Here is a 25,739-nt window from a genome sequence, read left to right on the forward strand (position 1 = left end):
CGACGCGAAAGGGCCGTCCGCGATGCGGACGGCCCTTTCGGTGTTGCGATGCTGTGTCAGCGGAATGTGAGCTCCGACTGAGCGGGTGTTACCAGCTCGACTTGCGGACGCCGGGCAGTTCGCCCTTGTGCGCCATGTCGCGGAAGCGAACGCGGCTGATGCCGAACTTCGAGAGGTTACCTCGCGGGCGACCGTCGATCGCGTCGCGGTTACGAAGGCGAACCGGCGAAGCGTTGCGAGGAAGCTTCTGGAGGCCGAGGCGAGCTGCTTCACGCGACTCGTCGGTCCCGGCGGGGTCGACGAGGGCCTTCTTCAGCTCGGCGCGCTTCGTGGCGTAGCGGTCGACGATAACCTTGCGCTGCTCGTTACGGGCGATCTTGCTCTTCTTAGCCATGTTTAGCGCTCCTCTCGGAATTCAACGTGCTTGCGCACTACGGGGTCGTACTTCTTGAGCACGAGACGGTCTGGGTTGTTGCGACGGTTCTTCTTGGTCACGTACGTGTAACCGGTACCAGCCGTCGAACGGAGCTTGATGATTGGACGGACGTCCTGCTGCTTAGCCATTAGATCTTCACCCCACGAGCGAGAATGTCCTTGACGACGGATTCGATGCCACGGGCGTCGATCACCTTGATGCCCTTGGCGGACACCTTGAGGGTGACGTTACGACGCAGCGAGGGCACGTAGTAGGTCTTCTTCTGCACGTTCGGGTCGAAGCGGCGCTTCGTGCGACGGTGCGAGTGCGAGATGTTGTGACCGAAGCCGGGAACGGCTCCTGTCACCTGGCACACTGCTGCCATAGTAGTTTCTCCTTCATTACCGCAGGGCGACTGCCCTGCCCAAGATCTCTTGTCGGCGTGCGCGATCCCGGTCTGCGTGAGCGGTGGGGGATCGTGGACACGATGTGGACATGGAGCGTCCACACCAAGGGTCAAGCGTACGCTGTGACCAGGCGTTTCGCAAATTCGTGTTTCTCGTACTGAACGCGCTGTGCGTGTTAACGCGCTGCGTGTTAACGCAAAATGGCCACCCAAGAACCTTGGGTGGCCATTTCAACGAAGAAGTCCGGCGGTGTCCTACTCTCCCACAGGGTCCCCCCTGCAGTACCATCGGCGCAAAGAGTCTTAGCTTCCGGGTTCGGAATGTGACCGGGCGTTTCCCTCTCGCTATGGCCGCCGAAACACTATTGATGTATCAAAGTGAACAAGCAAACCAACACGCTGTGCGAACACAGTGGTGTTGTTTGCGGGTTCTCGACCGTACATCGAGAACCACTCAGTGGACGCGTAGCATCTTCGTATTCAAACAAAGAAAGTGTTATCAAATTATCGGCTTATTAGTACCGGTCAGCTCCGAGAGTCTTTCGTCCTCTCTTCCACATCCGGCCTATCAACCCAGTAGTCTGGCTGGGAGCCTCTCGCCCGAAGGCATGGAAATCTCATCTTAAGGCCGGCTTCCCGCTTAGATGCTTTCAGCGGTTATCCATCCCGAACGTAGCTAATCAGCGGTGCTCCTGGCGGAACAACTGACACACCAGAGGTTCGTCCAACCCGGTCCTCTCGTACTAGGGTCAGATCCTTTCAAATTTCCTGCGCGCGCAGCGGATAGGGACCGAACTGTCTCACGACGTTCTAAACCCAGCTCGCGTACCGCTTTAATGGGCGAACAGCCCAACCCTTGGGACCTACTCCAGCCCCAGGATGCGACGAGCCGACATCGAGGTGCCAAACCATGCCGTCGATATGGACTCTTGGGCAAGATCAGCCTGTTATCCCCGAGGTACCTTTTATCCGTTGAGCGACAGCGCTTCCACAAGCCACTGCCGGATCACTAGTCCCGACTTTCGTCCCTGCTCGACTTGTCAGTCTCACAGTCAAGCTCCCTTGTGCACTTACACTCGACACCTGATTGCCAACCAGGTTGAGGGAACCTTTGGGCGCCTCCGTTACTTTTTGGGAGGCAACCGCCCCAGTTAAACTACCCACCAGGCACTGTCCCTGAACCGGATTACGGTTCGAAGTTAGATATCCAGAGTGACCAGAGTGGTATTTCAACAATGACTCCACCTGAACTAGCGTCCAAGCTTCAACGTCTCCCACCTATCCTACACAAGCCACACCGAACACCAATACCAAGCTGTAGTAAAGGTCACGGGGTCTTTCCGTCCTGCTGCGCGTAACGAGCATCTTTACTCGTAATGCAATTTCGCCGAGTTCGCGGTTGAGACAGCTGGGAAGTCGTTACGCCATTCGTGCAGGTCGGAACTTACCCGACAAGGAATTTCGCTACCTTAGGATGGTTATAGTTACCACCGCCGTTTACTGGGGCTTAAATTCTCAGCTTCGCCTTGCGGCTAACCGTTCCTCTTAACCTTCCAGCACCGGGCAGGCGTCAGTCCGTATACATCGTCTTGCGACTTGGCACGGACCTGTGTTTTTAGTAAACAGTCGCTTCCCACTGGTCTCTGCGGCCTTCAAACGCTTTCGGAGCAAGTCCTAATACGCCTCAGGCCCCCCTTCTCCCGAAGTTACGGGGGCATTTTGCCGAGTTCCTTAACCACGATTCTCTCGATCTCCTTAGTATTCTCTACCTGACCACCTGAGTCGGTTTGGGGTACGGGCCACTAGAACCTCGCGTCGATGCTTTTCTTGGCAGCATAGGATCACCTACTATCCCTTACGGGTCCGTATCGTGTCTCAGCCTTCACGAGAGACGGATTTGCCTATCTCTCAGCCTACGCACTTACACCGGGACAACCATCGCCCGGCATAGGCTACCTTCCTGCGTCACACCTGTTAATACGCTAAACGCACCAGCATGGGGTCGAGCGTTAGACCGGACCCATCATCCCCGAAGGGAATCAGTCGTCCGGGTTAGGACTCTTAGCACCACTGGATTATCTTGGGCGGTTCTTCGCGGGTACGGGAATATCAACCCGTTGTCCATCGACTACGCCTGTCGGCCTCGCCTTAGGTCCCGACTTACCCAGGGAAGATTAGCTTGACCCTGGAACCCTTGGTCTTTCGGAGGACATGTTTCTCACATGTCTTTCGCTACTCATGCCTGCATTCTCACTCGTGTAGCGTCCACGGCTGGTTTACACCGCCGCTTCACTCGCCACACGACGCTCTCCTACCCATCAATACGGCTGGACCACGAAGGCCTACCAAAAATATCAATGCCACAACTTCGGTGGCGTGCTTGAGCCCCGTTACATTGTCGGCGCGGAATCACTTGACCAGTGAGCTATTACGCACTCTTTCAAGGGTGGCTGCTTCTAAGCCAACCTCCTGGTTGTCTGTGCAACTCCACATCCTTTCCCACTTAGCACGCGCTTTGGGACCTTAGTTGGTGGTCTGGGTTGTTTCCCTCTCGACGATGAAGCTTATCCCCCACCGTCTCACTGCTGCGCTCTCACTTACCGGCATTCGGAGTTTGGCTGACGTCAGTAAGCTTTTGGGCCCCATCGGCCATCCAGTAGCTCTACCTCCGGCAAGAAACACGCAACGCTGCACCTAAATGCATTTCGGAGAGAACCAGCTATCACGAAGTTTGATTGGCCTTTCACCCCTATCCACAGCTCATCCCCTCAGTTTTCAACCTAAGTGGGTTCGGTCCTCCACGACGTCTTACCGTCGCTTCAACCTGGCCATGGATAGATCACTTCGCTTCGGGTCTAGGACATGCGACTGAATCGCCCTATTCAGACTCGCTTTCGCTACGGCTACCCCACACGGGTTAACCTCGCCACATATCGCTAACTCGCAGGCTCATTCTTCAAAAGGCACGCTGTCACACCAACAAGGGTGCTCCAACGGTTTGTAAGCAAACGGTTTCAGGTACTATTTCACTCCCCTCCCGGGGTACTTTTCACCTTTCCCTCACGGTACTTGTCCGCTATCGGTCATCTGGGAGTATTTAGGCTTATCAGGTGGTCCTGACAGATTCACACGGGATTTCTCGGGCCCCGTGCTACTTGGGATACTCCTCGCACGATTGCAGCATTTCGACTACCGGGCTGGCACCGTCTCTGGCTGGGCTTTCAATCCCATTCGTCTATACCACGTTCTAATGCTCCCCGAATATCAGTTCGGAGTGAGAAGTCCCACAACCCCGGACATGCAACGCCTGATAGCTATCACACATGCCCGGTTTAGCCTCTTCCGATTTCGCTCGCCACTACTGACGGAATCACTGTTGTTTTCTCTTCCTGGGGGTACTGAGATGTTTCACTTCCCCCCGTTCCCTCTACCCGCCCTATATATTCAGGCGGGAGTCACCAGATCACCACAAGGGGCCTGGCGGGGTTTCCCCATTCGGAAATCCTCGGATCACAGCTCGTTTATCAGCTCCCCGAGGCTTATCGCAGATTACTACGTCCTTCTTCGGCTCCAGATGCCAAGGCATCCACCGTTTGCTCTTAGAAATTTGAAATCACATGAGTTTGAATCGATCGACACCAGTTACCTGATGCAGATTGACCAATGATCTACCACCCTCCGAAGAGGGTGTTTGATCTTTGTGATCCACAACCCCGAAAGGTCATGAATCTAAGATGCTCGCGTCCACTGTGTAGTTCTCAAAGTACGGGCGGTACCTCTCTCCTTGACCATTGATGTCAAGCAAAAGAGGCCCTGAGGTTCGTCCTTCCTCCACCGAAGCGGAGAAGATCCGGTCCCTCAGGACCCAACAGCGTGCATATGCAAACCCTCCAGCCGGCCACCGTTCCAATCTCCCGAAGAAGACGTACTTGCTGGCAGACTCTCACGTCTACATCAATGTCAATGTTCCACCCATGAGCGCCACCCGAGAACATTCGTCTCAGTGTGACTTGGCAACGTAAACCTCGCTGTATACAGACGAGCGTTGCACATGCTCCTTAGAAAGGAGGTGATCCAGCCGCACCTTCCGGTACGGCTACCTTGTTACGACTTAGTCCTAATTACCGATCCCACCTTAGACAGCTCCATCCTTGCGGTTAGGCCACTGGCTTCGGGTGTTACCGACTTTCATGACTTGACGGGCGGTGTGTACAAGGCCCGGGAACGTATTCACCGCAGCGTTGCTGATCTGCGATTACTAGCGACTCCGACTTCATGAGGTCGAGTTGCAGACCTCAATCCGAACTGGGACCAGCTTTTTGGGATTCGCTCCACCTTACGGTATTGCAGCCCTTTGTACTGGCCATTGTAGCATGCGTGAAGCCCAAGACATAAGGGGCATGATGATTTGACGTCGTCCCCACCTTCCTCCGAGTTGACCCCGGCAGTATCCCATGAGTTCCCACCATGACGTGCTGGCAACATAGAACGAGGGTTGCGCTCGTTGCGGGACTTAACCCAACATCTCACGACACGAGCTGACGACAACCATGCACCACCTGTTTACGAGTGTCCAAAGAGTTGACCATTTCTGGCCCGTTCTCGTATATGTCAAGCCTTGGTAAGGTTCTTCGCGTTGCATCGAATTAATCCGCATGCTCCGCCGCTTGTGCGGGCCCCCGTCAATTCCTTTGAGTTTTAGCCTTGCGGCCGTACTCCCCAGGCGGGGCGCTTAATGCGTTAGCTACGACACGGAAACCGTGGAATGGTCCCCACATCTAGCGCCCAACGTTTACGGGGTGGACTACCAGGGTATCTAAGCCTGTTTGCTCCCCACCCTTTCGCTCCTCAGCGTCAGTAGCGGCCCAGAGATCTGCCTTCGCCATCGGTGTTCCTCCTGATATCTGCGCATTCCACCGCTACACCAGGAATTCCAATCTCCCCTACCGCACTCTAGTCTGCCCGTACCCACTGCAGACCCGAGGTTGAGCCTCGGGATTTCACAGCAGACGCGACAAACCGCCTACGAGCTCTTTACGCCCAATAATTCCGGACAACGCTTGCACCCTACGTATTACCGCGGCTGCTGGCACGTAGTTAGCCGGTGCTTTTTCTGCAGGTACCGTCACTTTCGCTTCTTCCCTGCTAAAAGAGGTTTACAACCCGAAGGCCGTCGTCCCTCACGCGGCGTTGCTGCATCAGGCTTTCGCCCATTGTGCAATATTCCCCACTGCTGCCTCCCGTAGGAGTCTGGGCCGTGTCTCAGTCCCAGTGTGGCCGGTCACCCTCTCAGGCCGGCTACCCGTCGTCGCCTTGGTGAGCCGTTACCTCACCAACAAGCTGATAGGCCGCGAGTCCATCCTTGACCAAAATTCTTTCCAGCAACTCACCATGCGGTGGAAGCTCGTATCCGGTATTAGACGTCGTTTCCAACGCTTATCCCAGAGTCAAGGGCAGGTTACTCACGTGTTACTCACCCGTTCGCCACTAATCCACCCAGCAAGCTGGGCTTCATCGTTCGACTTGCATGTGTTAAGCACGCCGCCAGCGTTCGTCCTGAGCCAGGATCAAACTCTCCGTAAATGTTGAATTGCACGATCCGAAGACCGGCACATTTCGCGCACCATGCCACCGGAATAGGTGAACACGATGCAAGTTTGAAACTGACAGAACAAATCATTACTGACTTGCTTTGTTTTGTTTAAATGTTTTCCAAAGGAATCTCTTACAACATCAACCAACCGAAAAGGAAGGCATCAATTGCACGAGGTTTTTGGCATTTGACATTGTGCACGCTGTTGAGTTCTCAAGGATCGGATGCTCCTGCCTTTGGCCATCACGACCGCCCTGCAGGGCAACTTCTCTATCTTACATCTTCCCGGCTTGTTGTCAACTCGGCGTTTCAGCCGCTCTGCGAACAGAGTCATGCTGAGCACGAGTGACACCAGGAGGAAGTCATCCAACCGAGACTTGAAGCGGTAACATCGAAATGTTCTCGCTTTTGGCTGGGGATTGTCCCCGCTTGAGGCCGAGAAGCTCTTCCGCTTCCCGCACCTTTGGGGTGACGAGTGATTACTCTACGTGTGTCTCGGGATCGTGGCAAATTCCGCTTGCATCCCGGGCGTGTCGCCCGGAAACACGAGGTTTTCGCCGAGGCGGCCGCGAACGGCGCGGGGCGGGGTCACTGCGCGACACCGGTGCCGGCACACCAGGACAGGTCGAAGCCGGCCTGCGTCCCGACCACCTTGCCGGTGCGGGCGTCGACCACCTCGATCTCGGGACCGTTCGGCATCGGGGCGTTGGCGTACCCGTCGAATCCGGCCTTCGCGAAGTCGGGGACGACGACGACCGCGACGTACTCCGCGTTCGGGCTCGCGCACAGCGACCAGATGACGGCACCCGCGTCGGGTCGATAGAGCTCGGCGGTCGCGCCGTCCTTGATCGCCAGTACCCGCTGCTCCGTGGTTCCGGCGGCACGGTCGTAGTCGGCGTAGATCCTGGCCGACAGGGACTCGGACAGTGCGACGAGTTGTCCGGGGATCTCGGTGGGTGCCACCGAGGGCAGGACGAACGGTTCGCTCTTCCCCGTCGCGAGATCGAGCACGACAACACCGTCGACCTGCTCGATGACGACCTTGGTGGTGCCCGGGATGTAGCTCGAGATGAGTGAGGCCCGGCCGAGCAGCACCGGATCGGTCATCGCAGCAGGATCGAGCAGCTCGAGCGAGTTGTCCACCGTGCGGACGAGCATCGAGGAGGTCCGGGGCACGAACGACCACTCCGCCGCCTGGACCGCAGCCCCGTCGATCCCGCCGACCCGGGCGGCCTCCGTGGGTTTCCCCTGCCGCAGCTCGAACGAGTACAGCGTGAGGTTGTCGCCCCCATCGCGGCCGAACGACTGTTCGGTGAACAGGAACCCCACCCGACTCTGCGCCGGAGCGGTCTGCAATGAGGTGATCATCCCGCCCATCGGGAGGGCCACCTCCTGGGTACTCCCGTCGGTCGTGTCCACCACCACGATGCGACCGAGCCCGCTCGTCTCCTGCTCCACAACGATCAGGGAGTCGCCGATCGTCGCGAACTCCTGGATCTTCGCGGCTTCGTACGCGGTCTCGGGTTCACCACCGCCGATCGAGAGCCGCACGATCCGGTCGTCCGCCTTCGTCGCCGCCGAGCCGCCGTCCTCGACCGGACTCCTCACGAGCGAGAACCCCTCGACGGGCGGCGTCGAGAACGACGTCGTGAGCGTGGCAGCCGGGCCGCCACCCGGCGCGGTGACCCCGTCGACCGTGATCCGGTAGTCCGTCGCATAGGCGAGCGGCTCGGGGAACACCAGCGTGATGCCGCCGGCCCCGGTACTGACGTCGAAGTCGGCTGCCGGCTCGATCCGCACCCGGTCCGACCCGAGATCGGCGATCGGTTGGTTCACCGCCAGGACCACACGCTGGCCCCAGGACTCCACGAGTCCGGTCGGGTCGACCACCGTGCGGACGAGCTTCGGCCCCTGGGTCAGACCGACGACGGCCGCACCGCCGCCGATGACGACGAGCGCGATCAGCACGATCGCGACCAGTCGGCCGAAACCGCTCCGGTCGCCGGCGGCCTGCGTCGATCGGCCTCGTGCAGCATCCCGGCGATCAGTAGTCATACGGGTCCGCCGGCTCCTCGACCTTGTCGACCTTCGCCGTCCCGACCACCAACGGCAGATGCGAGGCGTCGCTCGCGGTGAGCGCGCCCGAGACCTCGACCCAGTCGCCGGGCTTGAGCTGTTGCTCCCAACCGTCGAGCTGCACGGGCACACCGACCGGCTGGGCGTCCACGGCGCAGCAGTTCACGACGAACCGCGAGACGTAGAAGACGTCGGCCGCGTCCGGATCGGCGATCACGAAACCGACCCCGGAGAAAGCGCGCCCTTCGAGGTCGGCGGGCCGCGTCGTCTGGCGCAACAGTGTCGCCCAATCCTTGATGCCGAAGGTGCTGAAGTCCGGGTTCGAGGTCAGTACCGTCTGGGCGTCCTGCCCCTGGACCTCCCCCGCGAGCGTGCCGGAGTTCACCGCGCGCTGGTCGGCTGTCGCGACCGAGAGCGTCGACGGCGGGAGCACCACCATCGCCCCGACGACCGCGAGACTGCCCACGACCGAGGCGAGCTGCAGCACCGTCCGCCCGCGACGCTTCGGCACCTCATCGACGTCCACATGGACGAGGACGCTGACGATGCCGAGCGCGACCGCGATGAGCGCCATGATGACGGTGAACACGAAGTAGCGCGGGTGGATGTAGAGCCCGAGGCGATCGGTCAGCGCGAGCCAGAGGATGCACACGGCGGCGGTGACGAGCAGGAGGACGCCCCACCACCGCTGCCGGAGTCGTTCGAGCAGGGGCACGCGACGATCGCCGACCGTCGACGTCTCGGCGTGCGCGTGTCGCTGGGTGGCGTTCTGATCAGGCAAGGGCGTTCACTCCGAATCCGAGGGCCGCCGAGAACAGCACGGCGACCGCGGTGATGATCACGAGGGTCCTGGTCGTGTAGGTGGTGCGCATGAGCGCGAGCATCTTGACGTCGACGACGGGGCCGAGGACGAGGAAGGCGACGATCGAACCGGGCATGAACGTCGATCCGAAGGACAGCACGAAGAAGGCGTCGACGTTCGAGCAGATCGAGACGATCACGGCGAGCGTCATCATCGCGAGCACCGACCAGACCGGGTTCGCGCCGAGGGTGACGAGCACCTCGCGTGGGACGAGGACCTGCACGGCGCCGGCCACGGCCGAACCGATGAGCAGCGCCGGCATGATCGCGCGCGCTTCTGCGACGAACTGCTGCAGGCTGCGCTCCAGCTTCGAGTGCTCGTGCCCGTGCTGCTCGGTCACCTCGCAGCTGGCTTGGAAGGTCGGCGTGAGCAGCGAGCTGGGGTCGGGGTGCTTGCTGAAGAGCCACCCGATGAGGTTCGCGAGCAGGAACCCGCCGACGAGCCGGGCGACGAGGATCCCGCCATCCCAGCCGAAGGCCTGATGCGTCGTGACGATGACGATGGGGTTGAGGATCGGCGCCGCGAGCAGGAAGGTGATCGACTCCGGCACCGTGAACCCGCGCACGATGAGGCCGCGGGCGAGCGGAACGTTGCCGCACTCGCAGACCGGCAGGAACATGCCGAGCAGCGAGATGCAGGCTCGGCGGAGGATCGGCTGCGTCGGCAACCACCGCTCGAGCCAGCCGTCGGGGAGCCAGATCTGCACGAGGATCGACAGCACGATGCCGAGCACCACGAACGGCAGCGACTCCACCACCACGCTGAGCGTCAGGGTCACGAAGTCGCGCACCGCGGTGGGCGGGGTGAGCACCTCACCGAGCGGCATGAGCGCCCGGAGCACGAAGAGCCCGACCACCACGAGCAGTGCGACACCGATCAGGAGCGGTGTCCGCAGGTTCCGTGGATCACGCCCTTCGGTGCGACCCCAGTGCTCCGCGCCGTCGTCGTCGGGCGCGGTCCAGTCGTCGTCGACCCCGAGGGTGCCGGTCGTCCTGCTCACTCCGGCCTCACGCGCGCTGGGCCGCCGCCGAGCAGTTCTCGCAGAGCCCGAAGACGTCGACGACGTGCTTCGCCTCGGTGAACCCGTGCTGCGACGCGACCGACCGCGCCCAGGCCTCGACCTCGTCGGCCTCGATCTCGATGGTGAGACCACAGTTGCGGCAGATGAGGTGGTGATGGTGGGTGCCAGGCGTGCAGGCACGGTAGAGGTTCTCGCCCTCCGGCGACTGCAGGGAGTCCGCTTCGCCCTCGACCGCGAGGTCGGATAGGGCTCGATACACGGTCGCGAGCCCGATCGGCGAACCGGTGTCGCGGAGTTCGGCGTGCAGTCCCTGGGCGCTGACGAATCCGTCGTTGCCGCCGAGGGCCTCGCGGACAGCTTCTCGCTGCCAGGTGTTGCGCTTCGCCACGGGTGCTCCTGCCTGTCGCTTCAAGGGTACCCGGGAACCGCTCGGAGGACGCTCCGAAGCAGCTCCACGCGGACGCGGCGCACGGTCCACGGTCATCGCGCGACCTGGGCGTGCCGCGTCTCGCCGACAGGTGCCCGACGACCGCGTCGCCCGGACGCGGTGCGCGGCCCGACGATGCGGCAGACGAGGTAGATGAGGAAGGAGATCGTCGTGATGTAGGGGCTGATCGGGAGCGATCCACCGATGGCGAGCAGGATGCCGCCGACCGCCGAGACGAAGCCGAAGAGCATGCTCAGCACCGGGACGAGGACGGGCGACGACGACACCCGGAGCGCCGCGGCCGCGGGCGTCACGAGCAGTGCGAGGACGAGCAGCGCGCCGATGATCTGCACCGACACCGCGACCGTGAGCCCGAGCAGCACCATGAAGGCGAGCGAGACGAACCGACTCGGCACCCCGCGCGCCGCGGCGACGTCCGGATCGAGGCTGTCGAAGCTGAGGGGGCGCCAGAGGAGGAGGAGCGCGATCAGCACCACGATGCTGATGACGATGAGCAGGCCGAGCTGCGGGTCGTCGACCGACACGATCTGCCCGGTGAGGAGCCCGAACTTGTTGGCACTCCGGCCCGGATAGAGCGCGAGGAAGAGGATGCCGAGGCCGAGGCCGAACGGCATGAGCACCCCGATGATCGAGTTGCGGTCGCGGGCCTTCGAACCGAGCAGGCCGATGAGGATCGCGGCGACGAGTGAGCCCGCGAGGGACCCGACGACGACGTTGGCCCCGAACAGCAGCGCGCCGGCAGCGCCGGCGAAGGAGAGCTCGCTGATCCCGTGCACCGCGAACGCCATGTCGCGCTGCATGACGAACACGCCGATGAGGCCGCCGACGATGCCCAGGACCGCGCCGGCGATGATCGAGTTCTGCACGAGTTCGAGCAGTGCGCCGTAGTCCTGGAAGTTGAACAGGCGTCCCCAGAGGTCGTCAGTACTCATGCGCCGACCCCCACCGCACCGGTGTGCGGATCGTCGTGGTGATGGTGGTGGGTCTCGCTGTCGGGGATGCCGACCACGACGACCCGGCCATGGCTGCGGAGTACGTCGACGGGCGTGCCGTAGAGCTCAGACAGCACCTCGCTGCGGAGCACCTCGTCGGGGGTGCCCTCCCGGAATCGGCCGCCCGCGAGGTACAGGATGCGGTCGACCATGGGGAGCACCGGGTTCACGTCGTGGGTGACGAAGACCACCGCGGTGTCGTGCTCGCGCCGACGACGGTCGATGAGCTCGCTGACCCCGCGCTGATGCTGGAGGTCGAGGCTGAGCAGTGGTTCGTCGCAGAGGAGGAGGATCGGGTCGTCCGCGAGCGCCTGGGCGACGCGCAGCCGCTGCTGCTCACCGCCGGACAGGGTGCCCACGGCGCCGTCGGCGTATGCGGTCGCGCCGACGGAGGCGATCAGCTCGTCGACCCGACGCTTCGTCGCCGCGGTGCGGATGGGGAGTCCGAAGCGGTGGCCGTCGACGCCGAGGGCGACGAGATCGCGACCGCGCATCGGCGTGCCGGCGGGGATGAGCTTCTGCTGCGGGATGTAGCCGATGCGGCGGTCACCCCGGTGCACCGGGCCTCCGGCGACCCTGATGGTCCCGCGGTCGAGCTGCTGCTGCCCGAGGATGGTGCGCAGCAGACTCGTCTTGCCGGAGCCGTTCGGGCCGAGCACCGCGAGGAACTCCCCCGGGCGCACAGAGAGGTCGAGACCGTCCCAGAGCGTGCGTCCGCCGAAACCGAGCTCGGCCCCGGCGAGCGCGAGGACGTCGACGGGGCCTGAGTCGTCGGTCGGACCGCTGGTCATCGATCCAGGGCGTCCGCCACGGCGTCGACGTTCTCGGTCATCCACGAGAGGTAGTCCTTGCCGTCCGGGAGGGTCTCGGTGAATGACAGCACCGGTACGCCTGCGTTCTCCGCGGCGGTCTTGACCTGTTCGGTCTCGCCGCCACTCGTCTGCTCATTGTAGGCAAGCAGCGCGACCGATCCGCCGCCGAAGAGGTCGAGCGTCTCCTTGAGGACGGTCGGCGACACGTCGGTGCCCTCCTCGATCGCCTCGCTGAACGCCTCCGGGGTGCGGTTCACGAGTCCGGCGCCCTCGAGCAGGTAGAGCGGCACGGGCTCGGTGATGGCGACGCCCTCGCCGTCGTGCGCGGTCTTGATCGCGGCCTGGGCCGTCTCGATCGTGCCGAGGGACTCGGTGAAGGCCTTCGCGTTCGCGGTGTACGTGGTCGCGTTCGCGCTGTCGAGTTCGCCGAGCTCCTTGGCCAGCTCGTCGGCGAGCTTCGCCATCGTCGGGAGGCTGTACCAGACGTGTTCGTTGAAGCCCTCGATGTGGTCGTGACCGTCGTCCTCGGCGTGCGCCTCATCCGTGTGCTGCTCGTCGGCGTGGTCGTCGTCCGGGGCGAGGCCCGACAGGTCGACGACGTTCACGACCTCGACGGACTCGTTCTTGGCCGCGTCGAGGAGTGTGTCGATGAACGGGTCGTAGCCGCCGCCGTTCTCGATGACGAGGTCGGCGTTCTTGATGGAGAGCTGATCCTGCGTGCTCGCCTCGTAGGAGTGCGGGTCCTGGGCGGCCGAGGAGATGAGCGAGGTCACCTCGACGTCCTTGCCGCCGATCTTCGAAGCGATGTCGCCGTACACGTTCGTCGAGGCGACGATGTTGATCTTGCCGTCGTCGGCCGCGCTCGACGCACTGCTGCCGGAGCAGCCCGCGAGGACGAGGGCGGCTGCCGGGAGGACGGCCAAGGCTGGGAGCAGGGTGCGAGCGCGCATTGATGAACCTTCTCGATCGGGGTGAGAAGGCCAACGCTACGCCTATTGATACTGATTCTCAAAATCGCCCTTCGACGGGCTCAGGAACCGAAGAGCAGGCTCAGGGACCCGGTGCTCAGTCGAGCAGCAGCGCCGGCTCCTCGATGATCGACGCGACGTCCGCCAGGAAGCGGCTCGCGACGTCGCCGTCCACCACGCGGTGGTCGAAGGATGCGCCGAGCGTCGTCACGAAGCGGCTGCGCACCTCACCGTCGACGACCCACGGCTTCTGCTTGATCGTGCCGAGCGCGACGATGCCGACCTCGCCCGGGTTGAGGATCGGGGTGCCGGTGTCCATGCCGAAGACACCGATGTTCGTCACCGTGATCGTGCCGTTCTGCTGGTCGGCCGGCGGCGTCTTGCCGTCGCGGGCCGTGAGCGTGAGGGTCTCGAGGGCGCGTGCCAGCTCGAGCAGGCTCATCGCCTGCGCCTCCTTGACGTTCGGGACGATCAGTCCGCGCGGTGTCGCGGCGGCGACCCCGAGGTTCACGTAATGGCGGACGATGATCTCCTGGTCCGTCCACTCGCTGTTGACCGTGGGGTTGCGGCGGACCGCCCAGATCATCGCCTTGGCCATGATGAGCAGCGGCGAGACCTTGACGCCGGCGAAGTCCGTCGAGTTCTTCAGGCGCTTGACGAACTCCATCGTGCGCGTCGCGTCGACGTCGACGAAGAGGGAGACGTGCGGCGCGGTGAAGGCACTTCGGGTCATGGCCGTCGCGATGGCCTTGCGGACGCCCTTGACCGGGATGCGCTCCTCGCGCTCGTCGGCCCACTCCGGCGTCTCGATGTTGCGGAACACGCTCGCCTGACTGGCCTCACGGATGACGTCGTCGCGGGTGATCTCACCCGCGAGCCCGGTGCCCTCGATCGCCGTGAGGTCGACCTCGAGGTCCTTCGCGAGCTTCCGGATCGGCGGCTTGGCGATGACCGGCAGCGCGGACGCGGCGGGGATGCTCGACGGCGGCTGGCGGCGCACGGGCGGCTGCGGGGTGACGGCCGGGCTCGCCGGCTCGACGACCGGCGTCGCGCCACGGCCACGGCGACGACTCGAGGTGCTGCCGGCGCTGCCGTATCCGACGAGCACTGCGCCAGGGCGCGGCTCTTCGGCGGGAGAGACGCTCGCCGCGGTGTCGGCGGCCAGCGTGGCCTCCTCCGACTCGACGACCGCCGGTGCGGGCGCGGCCGGCTCGGCGCTCGGCGCTCCACCACCGGTGCTCACGCTGATGATGGGCGTCCCGACGTCGACGGTCTGGCCCTCCTGGACGAGCAGGGCGCCGACGGTGCCGGCGAACGGCGACGGGAGTTCGACGAGCGACTTCGCGGTCTCGATCTCGACCAGCACCTGGTTGACCGAGACGGCGTCGCCCGGCGCGACCTTCCATGCGACGATCTCGGCCTCGGTCAGGCCTTCGCCGACGTCCGGCAGTTCGAACTGGAGATCACTCATCGTGGTTCCTCGTCTTCCTTCGGTGTTCAGTACGCCAGCGAGCGGTCGACGGCCTCGAGGATGCGGTCGGCATCCGGGAGGTAGACGCCTTCGAGCTTCGCCGGCGGGAACGGGGTGTCGAACCCGGACACCCGCAGGACGGGTGCCTCGAGCGAGTAGAAGGCGCGCTCGGTGACGGTCGCCGCGATCTCCGAGCCGACGCTCGTGAACCCGGGCGCCTCCTGCACGTAGACGAGGCGGCCGGTCCGTCGGACGGATTCCACGAGCGGGTCGTAGTCGATGGGCGACAGCGAGCGCATGTCGACGACCTCGACGCTCGTGCCCTCCGTGGCGGCCAGTTCAGCCGCCTGCAGCATGACGCTCACGATCGCGCCGTGTCCGGCGAGAGTGACCTCCGTGCCGGTGCGGACGACGCGGCTGCCGTGCAGTGGTGCGGCCGAGCCGTCGAGGTCGACCTCGCCCTTCGGCCAATAGCGGCTCTTCGGCTCGAGGAAGACGACCGGGTCGTTCGAGGCGATGGCCTCCTGGATCATCCAGTAGGCGTCGTTCGGGGTCGACGGACTGACCACGCGCAGGCCGGCCGTGTGGGCGAAGTACGCCTCGGGGCTCTCCTGGTGGTGCTCGACCGCGCCGATGTGTCCGCCGTAGGGGATCCGGATGACGACGGGCATCTGCAGCTTGCCCTCGTGCCGGTTGGTGAGCTTCGCGAGCTGCGTCGTGATCTGGTTGAAGGCCGGGAACACGAAGCCGTCGAACTGGATCTCGCACACCGGTCGGTAGCCGCGCATGGCGAGGCCGATCGCGGTGCCGACGATGCCGGACTCCGCCAGCGGGGTGTCGAGGACGCGGTCGCCGCCGAACTCGGCGTGCAAGCCCTCGGTGACGCGGAAGACGCCGCCGAGCGGGCCGATGTCCTCGCCCATGAGCAGGACCTTGTCGTCTTCGGTCATCGCCTTGCGCAGGCCGGCGTTCAGCGCCTTGGCCATCGGCATGGTGGTCGTCGTCATGCGTTGCCTCCTTCGAGCGAGGCCTCGTAGCGTTCGAGCCAGGCCTGCTGCTCCACCATGAGCGGGTGCGGTTCGGAGTAGACGCCCTCGAACATGAGCTCGGGGCCCGGGGCCTCGAGTGCGAGCGTGCGCACGCGGGTGTCCTCCGCGAGCGCTGCAGCCTCCTCGTCGACCTCGGCGAAGAACGCGTCCGAGGCGCCGAGCCCCTGGAGGTACGTCTTGAACCGGACGATCGGGTCGCGGGCGATCCAGGACTGGAGTTCGTCGTCGGTGCGGTACTTGGTCGGGTCGTCGCTCGTGGTGTGCGCGCCGACGCGGTAGGTCATCGCTTCGATGAGGCTCGGGCCGCGGCCGGCGCGGGCGTCGTCGAGGTGCTTCGCCGCCGTCGCGTAGCTCGCGAGGACGTCGTTGCCGTCGATGCGGACGCTGTCGAGGCCGAAGCCGGCCGCGCGCTGGTACAGCGGCTCGCGGGCCTGGCGGGAGACGGGGACGGAGATGGCCCACTGGTTGTTCTGGAGGAAGAACACCTGTGGCGTCTGGTAGCTGGCGGCGTAGATGTAGGCCTCGTTCGCGTCGCCCTCGGAACTCGAGCCGTCACCGAAGTAGACGAGCACGGCCGTGTCGCGCTCGGGGTCACCGGTGCCGACGGCCTTGTCGAAGTTCAGGCCCATCGCGTAGCCGGTCGCGTGCAGGGTCTGCGCGGCGAGCACGAGCGTGTAGAGGTGCACGTTGCCGTTGGACGGATCTGCCGGGTCCCAACCGCCGTGCGTGTTGCCGCGCATGAGCCGCACGATGTCGATGGGGTCGACGCCGCGGATCATCGCGACGACGTGTTCGCGGTAGGAGGGGAAGATGTGGTCCTGGGCTCGCGCTGCGCGGGCCGAACCGACCTGTGCCGCCTCCTGCCCGTGACTCGGTGGCCACAGCGCCATCTGGCCCTGGCGCTGCAGGTTCGTCGCCTCGATGTCGAAGGCACGGACGTTCGCCATGTCGCGGTAGAACTGCTGCAGGTCGGTCTCGGTCAGGCGATCGAGGAACGGCTGATAGCGCTCCGCGTGTTCGTTCGGCGCGAAGGTGCCGGCCGCGTCGATGAACTGGACGCTGGGCACGGTGGGGTCGTCTCCGGAACGGCTCATCGTGAGCGCACTCCCTCTCGTGTCGGGTGGTCGGCCGGCAGTCCGGCGAGGATCTCCGCAGCGGCGGCGAGGAGCGGTTCGATCGACTCGGCTTCACCGATCGAGATGCGGACGCCGTCGCCGGGGAAGGCGCGGCCGACGATGCCGTGGGCGAGGAAGGTCTCGTTCGCCGCGGCCGTCTGCTCGCCGAGGCCGAACCAGACGAAGTTGCCCTGCGCCGCGGGGATGAACCAGCCCTGCTCGCGGAGTGCGGCGGCGAGGTCGTCGCGTCGTGCGGTGATGACCGCGACGCGGGCTCGGATGTCCTCGGCGTTCGCGAGTCCGGCGATGGCCGCCTGCTGCGCCGGCGCGGTGCTGGAGAGCGGGATGGCCGCGTTGCGGGCGCCGTCGAGGACGAGCTCGTGGCCGATGGCCCAGCCGACGCGGAGGCCGGCGAGTCCGTAGGCCTTCGAGAAGGTGCGGAGCACGACGAGGTTCGGGTGCTCGTCGAGGAGCGGGATGCCGTTGACGGCGTCGTCATCGGTGACGAACTCGCGGTAGGCCTCGTCGAGGAGAACGAGCACGTCGGAGGGCACGGAGCGGAGGAAGGCGAGGAAGGCGGCGCGTTCGACGACCGGCCCCGTGGGGTTGTTCGGCGTGCAGACGATGACGACGCGGGTGCGGTCGGTGACGGCTGCGGCCATCGCCTCGAGGTCGTGGGAGCCGTCGGGCCGGTTGGGGACCCGCACGGACGTCGCGCCGGCGACGGTCACGAGACCCGGGTAGGCCTCGAAGGAGCGCCAGGCGAAGACGACCTCGTCCCCCGGACCGGCGGTCGCGGTGATGAACTGGCTGAGGAGCGCGACCGAGCCCGCACCGATGTGGATCCGTTCCGGGGTGACCCCGTTGGCTTCGGCGAGCGCCGTGCGCAGTGCGAGTGCGGCGCCGTCGGGGTAGCGGTGGGAGTCCGCAGCCGTGTCGGTGATGGCCGAGAGGACGGCGTCGAGTGGCGGGAACGGGACCTCGTTGCTCGAGAGTTTGAAGGCGTCGGGTGCGGCCGGCTTGCCCTGGCGGTAGGGCGGCAGCTCTGCGATCTCCGGACGGAGACGGACCGGGCTCCGGCCCGGCTGAGCGGCCGGCTGGGCGGTGGTTGGCAGGTTGTCACTCACTCGACGAGTCTAGGCCGCGAAGGATACCTGCGTCGGAATGCAGTGCGCCGGTCCGAATCGGCCCTTTGCCCGCTGTGGCAAGGGTGGGAGGATTGCCGTCATGGGACGTTTTCTGCTGAACCTGATCGTCAACGGCTTCGCCATCTGGGTCACGACCCTCATCGTCGCCGGTGTGAACGTGACACCGTACGCGCCCGGCGGCACGCTGGAGACGATCCTGACCTTCGCGCTCGTCGCGCTCATCTTCGCCGTCGTGAACACCATCATCGGCTCGGTCATCAAGGTGCTCGCGTTCCCCCTGTACATCCTCACGCTCGGGCTCATCGGGCTCCTCATCAACGGGCTCCTCCTCCTCATCACCGCAGGCATCAGCGGCTGGTTCGGCTTCGGCCTGACCGTCGACGGCTTCTGGTGGGGCGTCCTCGGTGCGATCGTCATCTCCATCGTGAACTGGCTGCTCGGCATCGTCATCCGTCCAAAGGCGCGCGACTGACCCGTCGGCTCGACCGCTTGGTCACGGAAGGACCTTGTCGGCGCGGTACTGCCAGACCTCCCCGGTGCCCGTGAGCCCGGCGAGGGGGTCGATCGCTGGTGCGAGCCGCTCCTCCGAGGACTGGTCGATGAGGCGTGCCGTCTCCCGGTAGCGGTCGAGATTGTGAGCTGGAAGGGGATCGTCACCGGCCGGCGGTGGTCCTCCGTCGTACAACGAACGCTGGACGACGGTACCCCCGTTGAGTGAGTCGCGTCGTTCACCGGAGAGCGCGGGGATGACGTCCTCGGTGTGTTCGACATGGGTGCGCGGGAGGTCGTCCGCGAAGTCGATGGATTCGACCGGCGATCCGAAGGTGACGACCGAGGAGTCGTAGGCACCGCTGGCGGCGATGCGCGACGCGATGATGCCGCCCTGGGAGTACCCGACGTGGAGCACGGAGGCACCGTCCGGAATGCCCGCGAGTCGCATGGCTTGGAGGGTCGCTTCGGCGCTCTCCGCCTCCATACCTGCGACGGCGTTGACATTGCTGCGGTTGTCGAAGGGCTCGGTCGACGCCTCAGGGAAGCCGGTCTCGATGGTTCCACCCGACCAGACGATCCACTGGTCGGCGCCGGAGGCGTCCTCGTACCGCTCGATCCTGATCTGCGGCGAGCCCGCTCCCCCGTGCGGCATCCGCTCGGCCAGGTCCTCGTACCGGGTCGGAGGTTTCAGGGGCGCCGGAGCGCCCTGGGCCTTCACCTCGACCGTACGGACCGGCGCCGCGGGAGTGAGGAGGCCGGCACGGTCGACTGTGCCCAGTGCGACCAGGGCTGCGAACGCCACCCCGGTGATGCCCTCCTCGCTCAGACGGTTCGCGTCGAGCATCGCCGGCAGACCGAACGCGCTGATCAGGAACTCGTCGGAACCCGATACGACTCCGCGCACGAGGGCGACGAACGCGGGTGACGACATCAGCTCACGCGCAGTCTTCGCCGAGGCCTCATCGAAGCCGTCCTGCAGGTCCGAGGACAGCAAACCCAACACTCCGCGGAACACCGTCCTGACGAGCGTCACCTCTCCGACGGCGGCGAGGACACCGAGGGGGATCAACGGGGAGGCTCCCAGGACCCATCCCGCGGCGTCCCCGGTGAACGTGAACAACGATTGGACCATCCGCTCGAGCTCTCCGTACTGCTCCGCCCCGACGATGAGATGCCCACCCAACCGGCTCGCGTCGTCGCTCGCACGCCGCAAGCTGGTGGCGGCCCTCGCAGCCGCCCCGCTTCCCGCCCCAGCATCGGCTTGGGGGACGATCGTCGGGCCGACGGGCGCCAGGGACACGTCGTCGGTCGACACCGATTCCACGCGGTCGGCCCAGCTCGCGCAGGCCTCGCCGAGTTCGAGGAGCAACGCGCCGAGGAGCAGGTGATCCTCCGTGGCGACGGCTACGACACCACCGCCTCGGATGGTGAGGTCGTCACTCATGCTCCGCTCCAACGGCGATCGACGATGCCGCCCCACGAGCGCTCCTGAGTCCCTCATCGAGTGCAGCGGCCGATTCACGAAGCACTGCGGTCAGTTCGTCCGCGGACCAGGCGAACTGCACGGCTGCGGGACCGACCCACTCGAGACCGCTGCGCGCCTGCGCGAACCTCACGATCTCCGGCTCCAGTTCGAGCAGCACGTCCTCGAGACATCGAGCGCGCCCCTCGAGGATCGAAGCAGCTTCCTCTGCCGTCGACTGCGACGGGAAGCCCATCGCCAACGGGTCGTACTCCAACGCCATGTCGCCTCGCCCTCCGCCCGCCCACCGCCGGCATCACACTCGACTCTGCCCAACCGGGGGTGCGGTCACGACGGCACACCGTGCTGATGTGGAGGAAGCTCACCGCAGTGGAACTGTGGAGCGGAGTCAGTCGAGAACGGTTCGACGGCTCGGGCGCGGTCGGCCAGAATAGACGCATGAACACCCTCGGGGAGGCCGACCCCGGCACGACCCCGTTCCGCGTGTGCTTCGTCTGCGCGGGCAACATCTGTCGATCCCCGATGGCCGAGAGCGTCTTCACCGACCTCGTCGCGGCCGCCGGGCTGGAGCGGGTCGTGGAGGTCTCCTCCGCCGGCACCGGCGACTGGCACGTCGGCGAGCACGCCGACCACCGGACGGTCACCGCGCTGCGAGCGCACGGCCACGACGCCACCGCCCACCGGGCCAAGCAGTTCGACCCCGACCGCTTCGACAGCTACGACCTCGTCGTCGCCCTCGACCGCAGTCACGAACGCATCCTGCGGGCCTGGGCGGGCAACGACACCGACCGCTCCAAGGTGCACCTGCTCTTGAGCTTCGACAGCACCTCCGGGACCCGCGACGTCCCCGACCCCTACTACTCGGACGCCCAGATGTTCGAGACCGTCCTCGGCATGATCGACCATGCCTGCAGATCCCTCTTCCACCAGCTCGAACCAGCACTGACCCAGGGAGCCACCCCATGACCGAATTCCCCGCCCAGCCGCTCAGCCCGCTCGACGGTCGCTACCGCCCCGCCGTGACGGCGCTCGGAGAGTACCTCTCGGAGGCCGGCCTGAACCGCGCCCGCGTGCAGGTCGAGGTCGAGTGGCTCGTCTACCTCACAGAGCACTCGATGTTCGGATCCTCCCCGCTGACCCCGGCGGAGATCGAGCAGCTCCGCGCGCTCTACCTCGACTTCGGACAGACCGACATCGACTGGCTCGCCGAGAAGGAAGCTGTCACGCGTCACGATGTGAAGGCCGTCGAATACCTCGTGCGCCACCGCCTGTCCGAGCTCGGTCTCGACCGCATCGCCGAACTGACCCACATCGCCTGCACGAGCGAGGACATCAACAACCTCTCCTACGCGCTCACCGTGTCGCAGGCCGTCCGCGCCATCTGGCTGCCGAAGCTGCGCCTCGTCCTCGACTCACTGCGCACCAAGGCCGTCGACTTCCGGGCCGTCCCGATGCTCGCCCGCACGCACGGCCAGCCGGCGACGCCCACCACGATGGGCCGCGAGCTCGCCGTCACCGTCTACCGACTCGAGCGCATCGCCCTGCAGATCGAGGCGAACGAGTACCTCGGCAAGTTCTCCGGCGCGACCGGCACGTTCGCCGCCCACGTCGTCGCCGACCCCGACGCCGACTGGCCCGCCATCTCGCGCGAGTTCGTCGAGGGACTCGGCCTGGACTGGAACCCGCTGACGACGCAGATCGAGTCGCACGACTGGCAGGCCGAGCTCTACGGCAAGATCTCCCACGCCAACCGCGTGCTGCACAACCTCGCCACGGACATGTGGACGTACATCTCGATCGGCTACTTCCGGCAGATCCCGGTCGCGGGCGCCACCGGCTCGTCGACCATGCCGCACAAGGTCAACCCGATCCGCTTCGAGAACGCCGAAGCCAACCTGGAGCTGTCGAGCGCGATCCTCGACTCCCTCGCCGCCACCCTCGTCACCTCACGACTCCAGCGCGACCTCACCGACTCGAGCGCCCAGCGCAACATCGGTGTCGGGTTCGGCCACTCGCTGCTCGCCCTCGACAACATCCTCGGCGGACTCGGGCAGATCGACCTCGCGGAGGACGTGCTCGCCGCGGACCTCGACCACAACTGGGAGGTGCTCGCGGAGGCGATCCAGACGGTCATCCGCGCCGAGGTGACCGCGGGTCGCTCGAGCATCGAGGACCCCTATGCGCTCCTGAAGGAGCTGACGCGCGGCAAGCGTCTCGGCCAGGCGGAGCTCGTCGAGTTCGTCTCCAAGCTCGACATCGGCGACGCCGCGAAGCAGCGCCTGCTCGAGCTCACCCCGGCGACGTACCTCGGGCTCTCCGACGACCTGGTGGACTACCTGCCGTAGGCGGTCCGTGCTCGTTCGCCCAGGAATGGGCGAACGAGCACTGGGTCGCCCAAGAATGGGCGAATGAAGCCGGAGATCAGTGGCCGGAGGGGCGCGGCGGACGCTTGTCGTCGCCGTCCTGCTCGTCGAGGTCGAGCTTCTCCTGGAAGTCGGGCTTCACGGCGAGCGCCAGCATCGCAAGGACGACGAGTGAGGCGATGAATGCGATGCCCAGGCCGATGAGCGCGAGGACGATCTCACGGGTCGACATCAGGACGACGACGCCGGTGAAGACCCCCATGACGCCCGAGAGCACGAGGAGCTCGATCGGCCGCAGGACGTCGTCGCGGTTGGGCTTGCTCATGATGCGGCTCCCGCCGTGCCGGTGGTGTCGTCGGTGACTGCGCCGGCGACCGGGCGCTTGCCCGCCCACCGCAGCGACAGTCCGCCGATGACGAGGTAGACGCCGATGATCGCGGCGTATGCCCCGACGAGGCCGACGACGACGATGTCCGCACGGAGGACACCCTCGACACCTCCCGGGGCGGCGAATCGCTGCTCGAGTCCCGGCGGGACGAGGAGCGTCGCGATGGCGAGCAGCACCGTGAAGGCACCGACCGCGGTCCAGTCCTTCGCAGCGGCGAGGCGTCCGCGCCAGCGGATCCCGCTGTACAGCTCGAGGAATCCGGTGAGGGCCGCCCACAGCGTGACGACGTAGAGGAAGATGCTCAGCCCGCCGCCGCTCACGAGCAACGAGAAGACGCCGGTCACGACGCCGATGACGCCCTGCCCGAGGAAGAAGGCGCGCGTCACGGTGTCGGAGAAGTTCGGGAAGGCGAAGGCGCCGACGATCGCGCCGGACAGCAGCGTGAAGACCCCGAAGACCACGAGGCCGAACTGCGATGAGTGGCCCTGCGTGAAGGTGACGACCCCCGCCGTGGCGAGCGCGATCACCGCACGCAGGATCGGGACCATCCAGTACCGATCGTGCTTGGCGCCGTCGAACGGGATGCTGGGCACGGTGAACGTCTCATCTCTTGCAGGAAGTCCACTCCAGCTTACGCGGTCCTGCGGGCGACGCGGACCGGGGTCAGGGTGCCCTGGGTGGGACCGACAGGCCCGCGGCGAGTTCCGCGAAGACGGCCTCGGCATCCGCCCGATCGCGGGTCAGCAGTGACGCCTGCCCAGCCCAGAAGCCCTGGAGCTCTGCGACGCCCTGCTCCGAGGCGACGGTGCGGAACCGCCCGGTCAGCCAGTTCTGGACCGGGAACGGGGCGACGACCCCCGACGCCTCGATCTCGCGCAACACCCGATTCGGGACACCCCGTCCGAGCCTGCCGCTCATCGCGCGCGTGAGGACGGTGCCGTCGGCGGGCGTCGAGACGATGGCCGCTCGATGCTCGGCCGTCGCCGCGGAGACGCTCGTGCGGAGGAAGGCGGTCCCGACCTGCACACCGGCGGCGCCGAGTGCCCGCGCGGCGGCGACACCGCGTCGGTCGGCGATACCGCCGGCGGCGATCACCGGGACGTCCAGGGCGTCGACGAGCTGCGGGATCAGGGCGACCAGGCCGACGAGGGAGTCCTCGGCTGCTCGCAGGAACGAGACGCGGTGGCCGCCGGCCTCCATGCCCGTGCCGACGACGACGTCGACGCCGCCCTCCTGCAGGGCGAGCCCTTCGGCCACCGTGGTCGCCGTCCCGACCACCACGATGCCCCGCTCGCGCGCCGCGTCGACCACCGACCGCGGTGGAACCCCGAAGACGAAGCTGACCACGGCGGGCCGCGCCTCCAGGACCGCCTCGATCTGCTCGTCGAACGGCGGCACGTACCGGGCCGGGCGATCGGGCAGCTCGAGTGACAACTCGTCGAACACGGGTCGGAGCGCCTCGACCGCGGCTGCGAAGGACGCCTCGGAGTCGTCGGGCGACAGCTCGTCTCCACGCGGCAGCCACAGGTTCAGTGCGAACGGCGCCGCGGTCCGTTCGCGGAGCGCCGTGACCGTCCGCTCGATGCGCTCGGCGTCGTAGCCGTACAGGCCGAAGGAACCGAGGCCGCCCAGCTCACTCACCGTCGCGGTGAGTTCGACGGAGGACAAGCCTCCGAAGGGGCCGAGCACGATCGGGACATCGACAGGAAGGGCGCGCACGCCACCAGTATGTCCCTCGCCTCTTGCGGGTGAAACCGGATCGAAACATGATGGACATCAAACAGCTCACTTTGAGTTGTTTACTGAGTGCATCGACGCACGCCTGCAGAGGAGCTCCACCGCCATGACCCTGACCATCGCCGGACTGCAACACCACGGCGTCCCCGGAGACGTCGAGGCGAACCTCGCGCTCGTCGCCGACGCCGCCAGGCAGGCATCGGATCGCGGCGCGGACCTGCTCGTCACCCCCGAGATGTTCATCACCGGCTACAACCTCGGGGACCGTCTCGCCCCGCTCGCCACCCCGGAGCTGGTCGATCAGGTCGCCGCCATCGCGGCCGGGACGGGGATCGCGATCCTCGCCGGCTTGCCCGAGCCGCTCCCGGGCGGAGCCGTCGCGAACGCCATCGTCCTCATCGGTCCCGACGGGTCCGAGCTGCTCCGCTACCGCAAGACGCACCTGTTCGGCGAGCTCGACCGCGAGCTGTTCGTGGCCGGTGACACCCTCGCACCGACCGTCGACCTTGGCGGCGTCCGCGTCGCCGTCCTCATCTGTTACGACGTCGAGTTCCCCGAGACCGTCCGCGCGGCGGCCCTCGACGGCGCCGACGTCGTGATCGTCCCCACCGCGCAGATGGAGCCCTACGCGCACATCGCCGAACGGCTCATCCCGGTGCGCGCCTGGGAGAACCAGGTCCACCTCGTCTACGTCAACCGCGTCGGCTCCGAAGGGGACCTCACCTACGTCGGCCGCAGCAGCATCGTCGGTCCGGACGGCGTGGTCCTCGACGCGCTCGACGCGACCGCCGTCGGTCTCATGATCGCCACGATCGATCCCGAGGCCACCAAGCGCGCCAGGCAGGAGAACCCCTACCTCGCCGACCGCCGCGCCGAGCTGTATTGAGGGACGCCGTCCCT

The 25,739-nt window shown here is 65.6% G+C and carries 23 protein-coding genes and 3 rRNA genes; 4 read left to right on the forward strand and 22 right to left on the reverse strand.

The window, feature by feature from the left end:
• Positions 1-88: 88 nt before the first annotated feature.
• From rpsN to BWO91_RS18735, 17 genes are all read right to left on the reverse strand, one after another.
• On the reverse strand, positions 89-394 hold the full coding sequence (gene rpsN / locus BWO91_RS18655; protein ID WP_064294760.1) for a 30S ribosomal protein S14: 306 nt from the start codon (positions 392-394) through the stop codon (positions 89-91).
• 2 nt (positions 395-396) lie between these two features.
• Positions 397-564, reverse strand: a complete 168-nt coding sequence (gene rpmG, locus BWO91_RS18660) for a 50S ribosomal protein L33 (protein ID WP_056010525.1) — start codon at positions 562-564, stop codon at positions 397-399.
• Positions 564-800, reverse strand: a complete 237-nt coding sequence (gene rpmB / locus BWO91_RS18665; protein WP_056010522.1) for a 50S ribosomal protein L28 — start codon at positions 798-800, stop codon at positions 564-566. The genes rpmG and rpmB overlap by 1 nt, the downstream gene beginning before the upstream one ends.
• 263 nt (positions 801-1,063) lie before the next feature.
• Positions 1,064-1,180, reverse strand: a 5S ribosomal RNA gene (gene rrf, locus BWO91_RS18670).
• Between the two features lie 136 nt (positions 1,181-1,316).
• Positions 1,317-4,434 (reverse strand): 23S ribosomal RNA (locus BWO91_RS18675).
• A gap of 449 nt (positions 4,435-4,883) precedes the next feature.
• Positions 4,884-6,404 (reverse strand): 16S ribosomal RNA (locus BWO91_RS18680).
• The 16S, 23S and 5S rRNA genes sit together here, the layout of an rRNA operon.
• 598 nt (positions 6,405-7,002) lie before the next feature.
• The gene (locus BWO91_RS18685) at positions 7,003-8,469 is read right to left on the reverse strand and encodes a hypothetical protein (RefSeq protein ID WP_079003645.1); all 1,467 of its coding nucleotides are present in this window, start codon (positions 8,467-8,469) and stop codon (positions 7,003-7,005) included.
• Complete coding sequence (locus tag BWO91_RS18690) at positions 8,459-9,271, reverse strand: TIGR03943 family putative permease subunit (RefSeq protein WP_240555593.1); 813 nt, start codon at positions 9,269-9,271, stop codon at positions 8,459-8,461. The genes BWO91_RS18685 and BWO91_RS18690 overlap by 11 nt, the downstream gene beginning before the upstream one ends.
• On the reverse strand, positions 9,264-10,352 hold the full coding sequence (locus BWO91_RS18695) for a permease (protein ID WP_430929519.1): 1,089 nt from the start codon (positions 10,350-10,352) through the stop codon (positions 9,264-9,266). The genes BWO91_RS18690 and BWO91_RS18695 overlap by 8 nt, the downstream gene beginning before the upstream one ends.
• 7 nt (positions 10,353-10,359) lie before the next feature.
• Positions 10,360-10,761, reverse strand: coding sequence for a Fur family transcriptional regulator (locus BWO91_RS18700; protein WP_064296039.1), 402 nt, complete (start codon positions 10,759-10,761; stop codon positions 10,360-10,362).
• A 92-nt stretch (positions 10,762-10,853) separates the two neighbouring features.
• Positions 10,854-11,753, reverse strand: a complete 900-nt coding sequence (locus BWO91_RS18705; RefSeq protein ID WP_079003646.1) for a metal ABC transporter permease — start codon at positions 11,751-11,753, stop codon at positions 10,854-10,856.
• The gene (locus BWO91_RS18710) at positions 11,750-12,604 is read right to left on the reverse strand and encodes a metal ABC transporter ATP-binding protein (protein WP_064296038.1); all 855 of its coding nucleotides are present in this window, start codon (positions 12,602-12,604) and stop codon (positions 11,750-11,752) included. The genes BWO91_RS18705 and BWO91_RS18710 overlap by 4 nt, the downstream gene beginning before the upstream one ends.
• Positions 12,601-13,575: a metal ABC transporter solute-binding protein, Zn/Mn family gene (locus BWO91_RS18715; RefSeq protein WP_079003647.1), complete on the reverse strand. Its 975-nt coding sequence runs from the start codon at positions 13,573-13,575 to the stop codon at positions 12,601-12,603. Before BWO91_RS18715 ends, BWO91_RS18710 begins: the two co-directional genes overlap by 4 nt.
• A gap of 115 nt (positions 13,576-13,690) precedes the next feature.
• Positions 13,691-15,064: a dihydrolipoamide acetyltransferase family protein gene (locus tag BWO91_RS18720; protein WP_071262142.1), complete on the reverse strand. Its 1,374-nt coding sequence runs from the start codon at positions 15,062-15,064 to the stop codon at positions 13,691-13,693.
• A gap of 26 nt (positions 15,065-15,090) precedes the next feature.
• A complete protein-coding gene (locus BWO91_RS18725) occupies positions 15,091-16,071 on the reverse strand; it encodes an alpha-ketoacid dehydrogenase subunit beta (protein ID WP_079003648.1) in 981 nt (326 codons plus the stop codon).
• Positions 16,068-17,207 (reverse strand): thiamine pyrophosphate-dependent enzyme, encoded by a 1,140-nt coding sequence (locus BWO91_RS18730; protein WP_071262139.1) that lies wholly within the window; start codon positions 17,205-17,207, stop codon positions 16,068-16,070. Before BWO91_RS18730 ends, BWO91_RS18725 begins: the two co-directional genes overlap by 4 nt.
• Complete coding sequence (locus tag BWO91_RS18735) at positions 17,204-18,355, reverse strand: histidinol-phosphate transaminase (protein WP_240555595.1); 1,152 nt, start codon at positions 18,353-18,355, stop codon at positions 17,204-17,206. Before BWO91_RS18735 ends, BWO91_RS18730 begins: the two co-directional genes overlap by 4 nt.
• Positions 18,356-18,455: 100 nt before the next feature.
• Here BWO91_RS18735 and BWO91_RS18740 point away from each other — a divergent pair, with 100 nt between their 5' ends.
• The gene (locus BWO91_RS18740; RefSeq protein ID WP_079003649.1) at positions 18,456-18,848 is read left to right on the forward strand and encodes a phage holin family protein; all 393 of its coding nucleotides are present in this window, start codon (positions 18,456-18,458) and stop codon (positions 18,846-18,848) included.
• 21 nt (positions 18,849-18,869) lie between these two features.
• On the opposite strand, the gene BWO91_RS18745 is transcribed toward BWO91_RS18740, so the two are convergent.
• Positions 18,870-20,312 (reverse strand): hypothetical protein, encoded by a 1,443-nt coding sequence (locus BWO91_RS18745; RefSeq protein WP_079003650.1) that lies wholly within the window; start codon positions 20,310-20,312, stop codon positions 18,870-18,872.
• Positions 20,305-20,613 carry a hypothetical protein gene (locus BWO91_RS18750; protein WP_079003651.1) on the reverse strand — a complete coding sequence of 103 codons (309 nt, stop codon included), beginning with the start codon at positions 20,611-20,613 and terminating at the stop codon, positions 20,305-20,307. The genes BWO91_RS18745 and BWO91_RS18750 overlap by 8 nt, the downstream gene beginning before the upstream one ends.
• A 176-nt stretch (positions 20,614-20,789) precedes the next feature.
• Between BWO91_RS18750 and BWO91_RS18755 the strand changes: the two genes are divergently transcribed.
• Complete coding sequence (locus tag BWO91_RS18755) at positions 20,790-21,317, forward strand: low molecular weight protein-tyrosine-phosphatase (protein ID WP_064296030.1); 528 nt, start codon at positions 20,790-20,792, stop codon at positions 21,315-21,317.
• A complete protein-coding gene (gene purB, locus BWO91_RS18760) occupies positions 21,314-22,696 on the forward strand; it encodes an adenylosuccinate lyase (RefSeq protein WP_079003652.1) in 1,383 nt (460 codons plus the stop codon). Before BWO91_RS18755 ends, purB begins: the two co-directional genes overlap by 4 nt.
• A 76-nt stretch (positions 22,697-22,772) precedes the next feature.
• On the opposite strand, the gene BWO91_RS18765 is transcribed toward purB, so the two are convergent.
• The 3 genes from BWO91_RS18765 to BWO91_RS18775 all read right to left on the reverse strand — a co-directional run bounded on the left by BWO91_RS18765 (position 22,773) and on the right by BWO91_RS18775 (position 24,821).
• Positions 22,773-23,039: a hypothetical protein gene (locus BWO91_RS18765; RefSeq protein ID WP_064296028.1), complete on the reverse strand. Its 267-nt coding sequence runs from the start codon at positions 23,037-23,039 to the stop codon at positions 22,773-22,775.
• Positions 23,036-23,695, reverse strand: coding sequence for a hypothetical protein (locus BWO91_RS18770; protein WP_175116538.1), 660 nt, complete (start codon positions 23,693-23,695; stop codon positions 23,036-23,038). Before BWO91_RS18770 ends, BWO91_RS18765 begins: the two co-directional genes overlap by 4 nt.
• A 70-nt stretch (positions 23,696-23,765) precedes the next feature.
• Entirely contained in the window at positions 23,766-24,821 is a 1,056-nt protein-coding gene (locus tag BWO91_RS18775) for an NAD(P)H-dependent flavin oxidoreductase (RefSeq protein WP_079003653.1), read from the reverse strand.
• Positions 24,822-24,945: 124 nt separating this feature from the next.
• On the opposite strand from BWO91_RS18775, the gene BWO91_RS18780 reads away from it, so the two are divergent.
• Positions 24,946-25,725, forward strand: coding sequence for a carbon-nitrogen hydrolase family protein (locus tag BWO91_RS18780; RefSeq protein WP_079003654.1), 780 nt, complete (start codon positions 24,946-24,948; stop codon positions 25,723-25,725).
• Positions 25,726-25,739: the final 14 nt, after the last annotated feature.

This window comes from Plantibacter flavus, from assembly GCF_002024505.1.
GTDB lineage: Bacteria > Actinomycetota > Actinomycetes > Actinomycetales > Microbacteriaceae > Plantibacter > Plantibacter flavus_A.

Bases quoted from the DNA above. Each gene is read 5' to 3' on its own strand.
- rpsN (WP_064294760.1), bottom strand. From the start codon at position 394: ATGGCTAAGAAGAGCAAGATCGCCCGTAACGAGCAGCGCAAGGTTATC.
- rpmG (WP_056010525.1), bottom strand. From the start codon at position 564: ATGGCTAAGCAGCAGGACGTCCGTCCAATCATCAAGCTCCGTTCGACG.
- rpmB (WP_056010522.1), bottom strand. From the start codon at position 800: ATGGCAGCAGTGTGCCAGGTGACAGGAGCCGTTCCCGGCTTCGGTCAC.
- BWO91_RS18685 (WP_079003645.1), bottom strand. From the start codon at position 8,469: ATGACTACTGATCGCCGGGATGCTGCACGAGGCCGATCGACGCAGGCC.
- BWO91_RS18705 (WP_079003646.1), bottom strand. From the start codon at position 11,753: ATGAGTACTGACGACCTCTGGGGACGCCTGTTCAACTTCCAGGACTAC.
- BWO91_RS18710 (WP_064296038.1), bottom strand. From the start codon at position 12,604: ATGACCAGCGGTCCGACCGACGACTCAGGCCCCGTCGACGTCCTCGCG.
- BWO91_RS18715 (WP_079003647.1), bottom strand. From the start codon at position 13,575: ATGCGCGCTCGCACCCTGCTCCCAGCCTTGGCCGTCCTCCCGGCAGCC.
- BWO91_RS18720 (WP_071262142.1), bottom strand. From the start codon at position 15,064: ATGAGTGATCTCCAGTTCGAACTGCCGGACGTCGGCGAAGGCCTGACC.
- BWO91_RS18725 (WP_079003648.1), bottom strand. From the start codon at position 16,071: ATGACGACGACCACCATGCCGATGGCCAAGGCGCTGAACGCCGGCCTG.
- BWO91_RS18730 (WP_071262139.1), bottom strand. From the start codon at position 17,207: ATGAGCCGTTCCGGAGACGACCCCACCGTGCCCAGCGTCCAGTTCATC.
- BWO91_RS18740 (WP_079003649.1), top strand. From the start codon at position 18,456: ATGGGACGTTTTCTGCTGAACCTGATCGTCAACGGCTTCGCCATCTGG.
- BWO91_RS18745 (WP_079003650.1), bottom strand. From the start codon at position 20,312: ATGAGTGACGACCTCACCATCCGAGGCGGTGGTGTCGTAGCCGTCGCC.
- BWO91_RS18750 (WP_079003651.1), bottom strand. From the start codon at position 20,613: ATGGCGTTGGAGTACGACCCGTTGGCGATGGGCTTCCCGTCGCAGTCG.
- BWO91_RS18755 (WP_064296030.1), top strand. From the start codon at position 20,790: ATGAACACCCTCGGGGAGGCCGACCCCGGCACGACCCCGTTCCGCGTG.
- purB (WP_079003652.1), top strand. From the start codon at position 21,314: ATGACCGAATTCCCCGCCCAGCCGCTCAGCCCGCTCGACGGTCGCTAC.
- BWO91_RS18765 (WP_064296028.1), bottom strand. From the start codon at position 23,039: ATGAGCAAGCCCAACCGCGACGACGTCCTGCGGCCGATCGAGCTCCTC.
- BWO91_RS18780 (WP_079003654.1), top strand. From the start codon at position 24,946: ATGACCCTGACCATCGCCGGACTGCAACACCACGGCGTCCCCGGAGAC.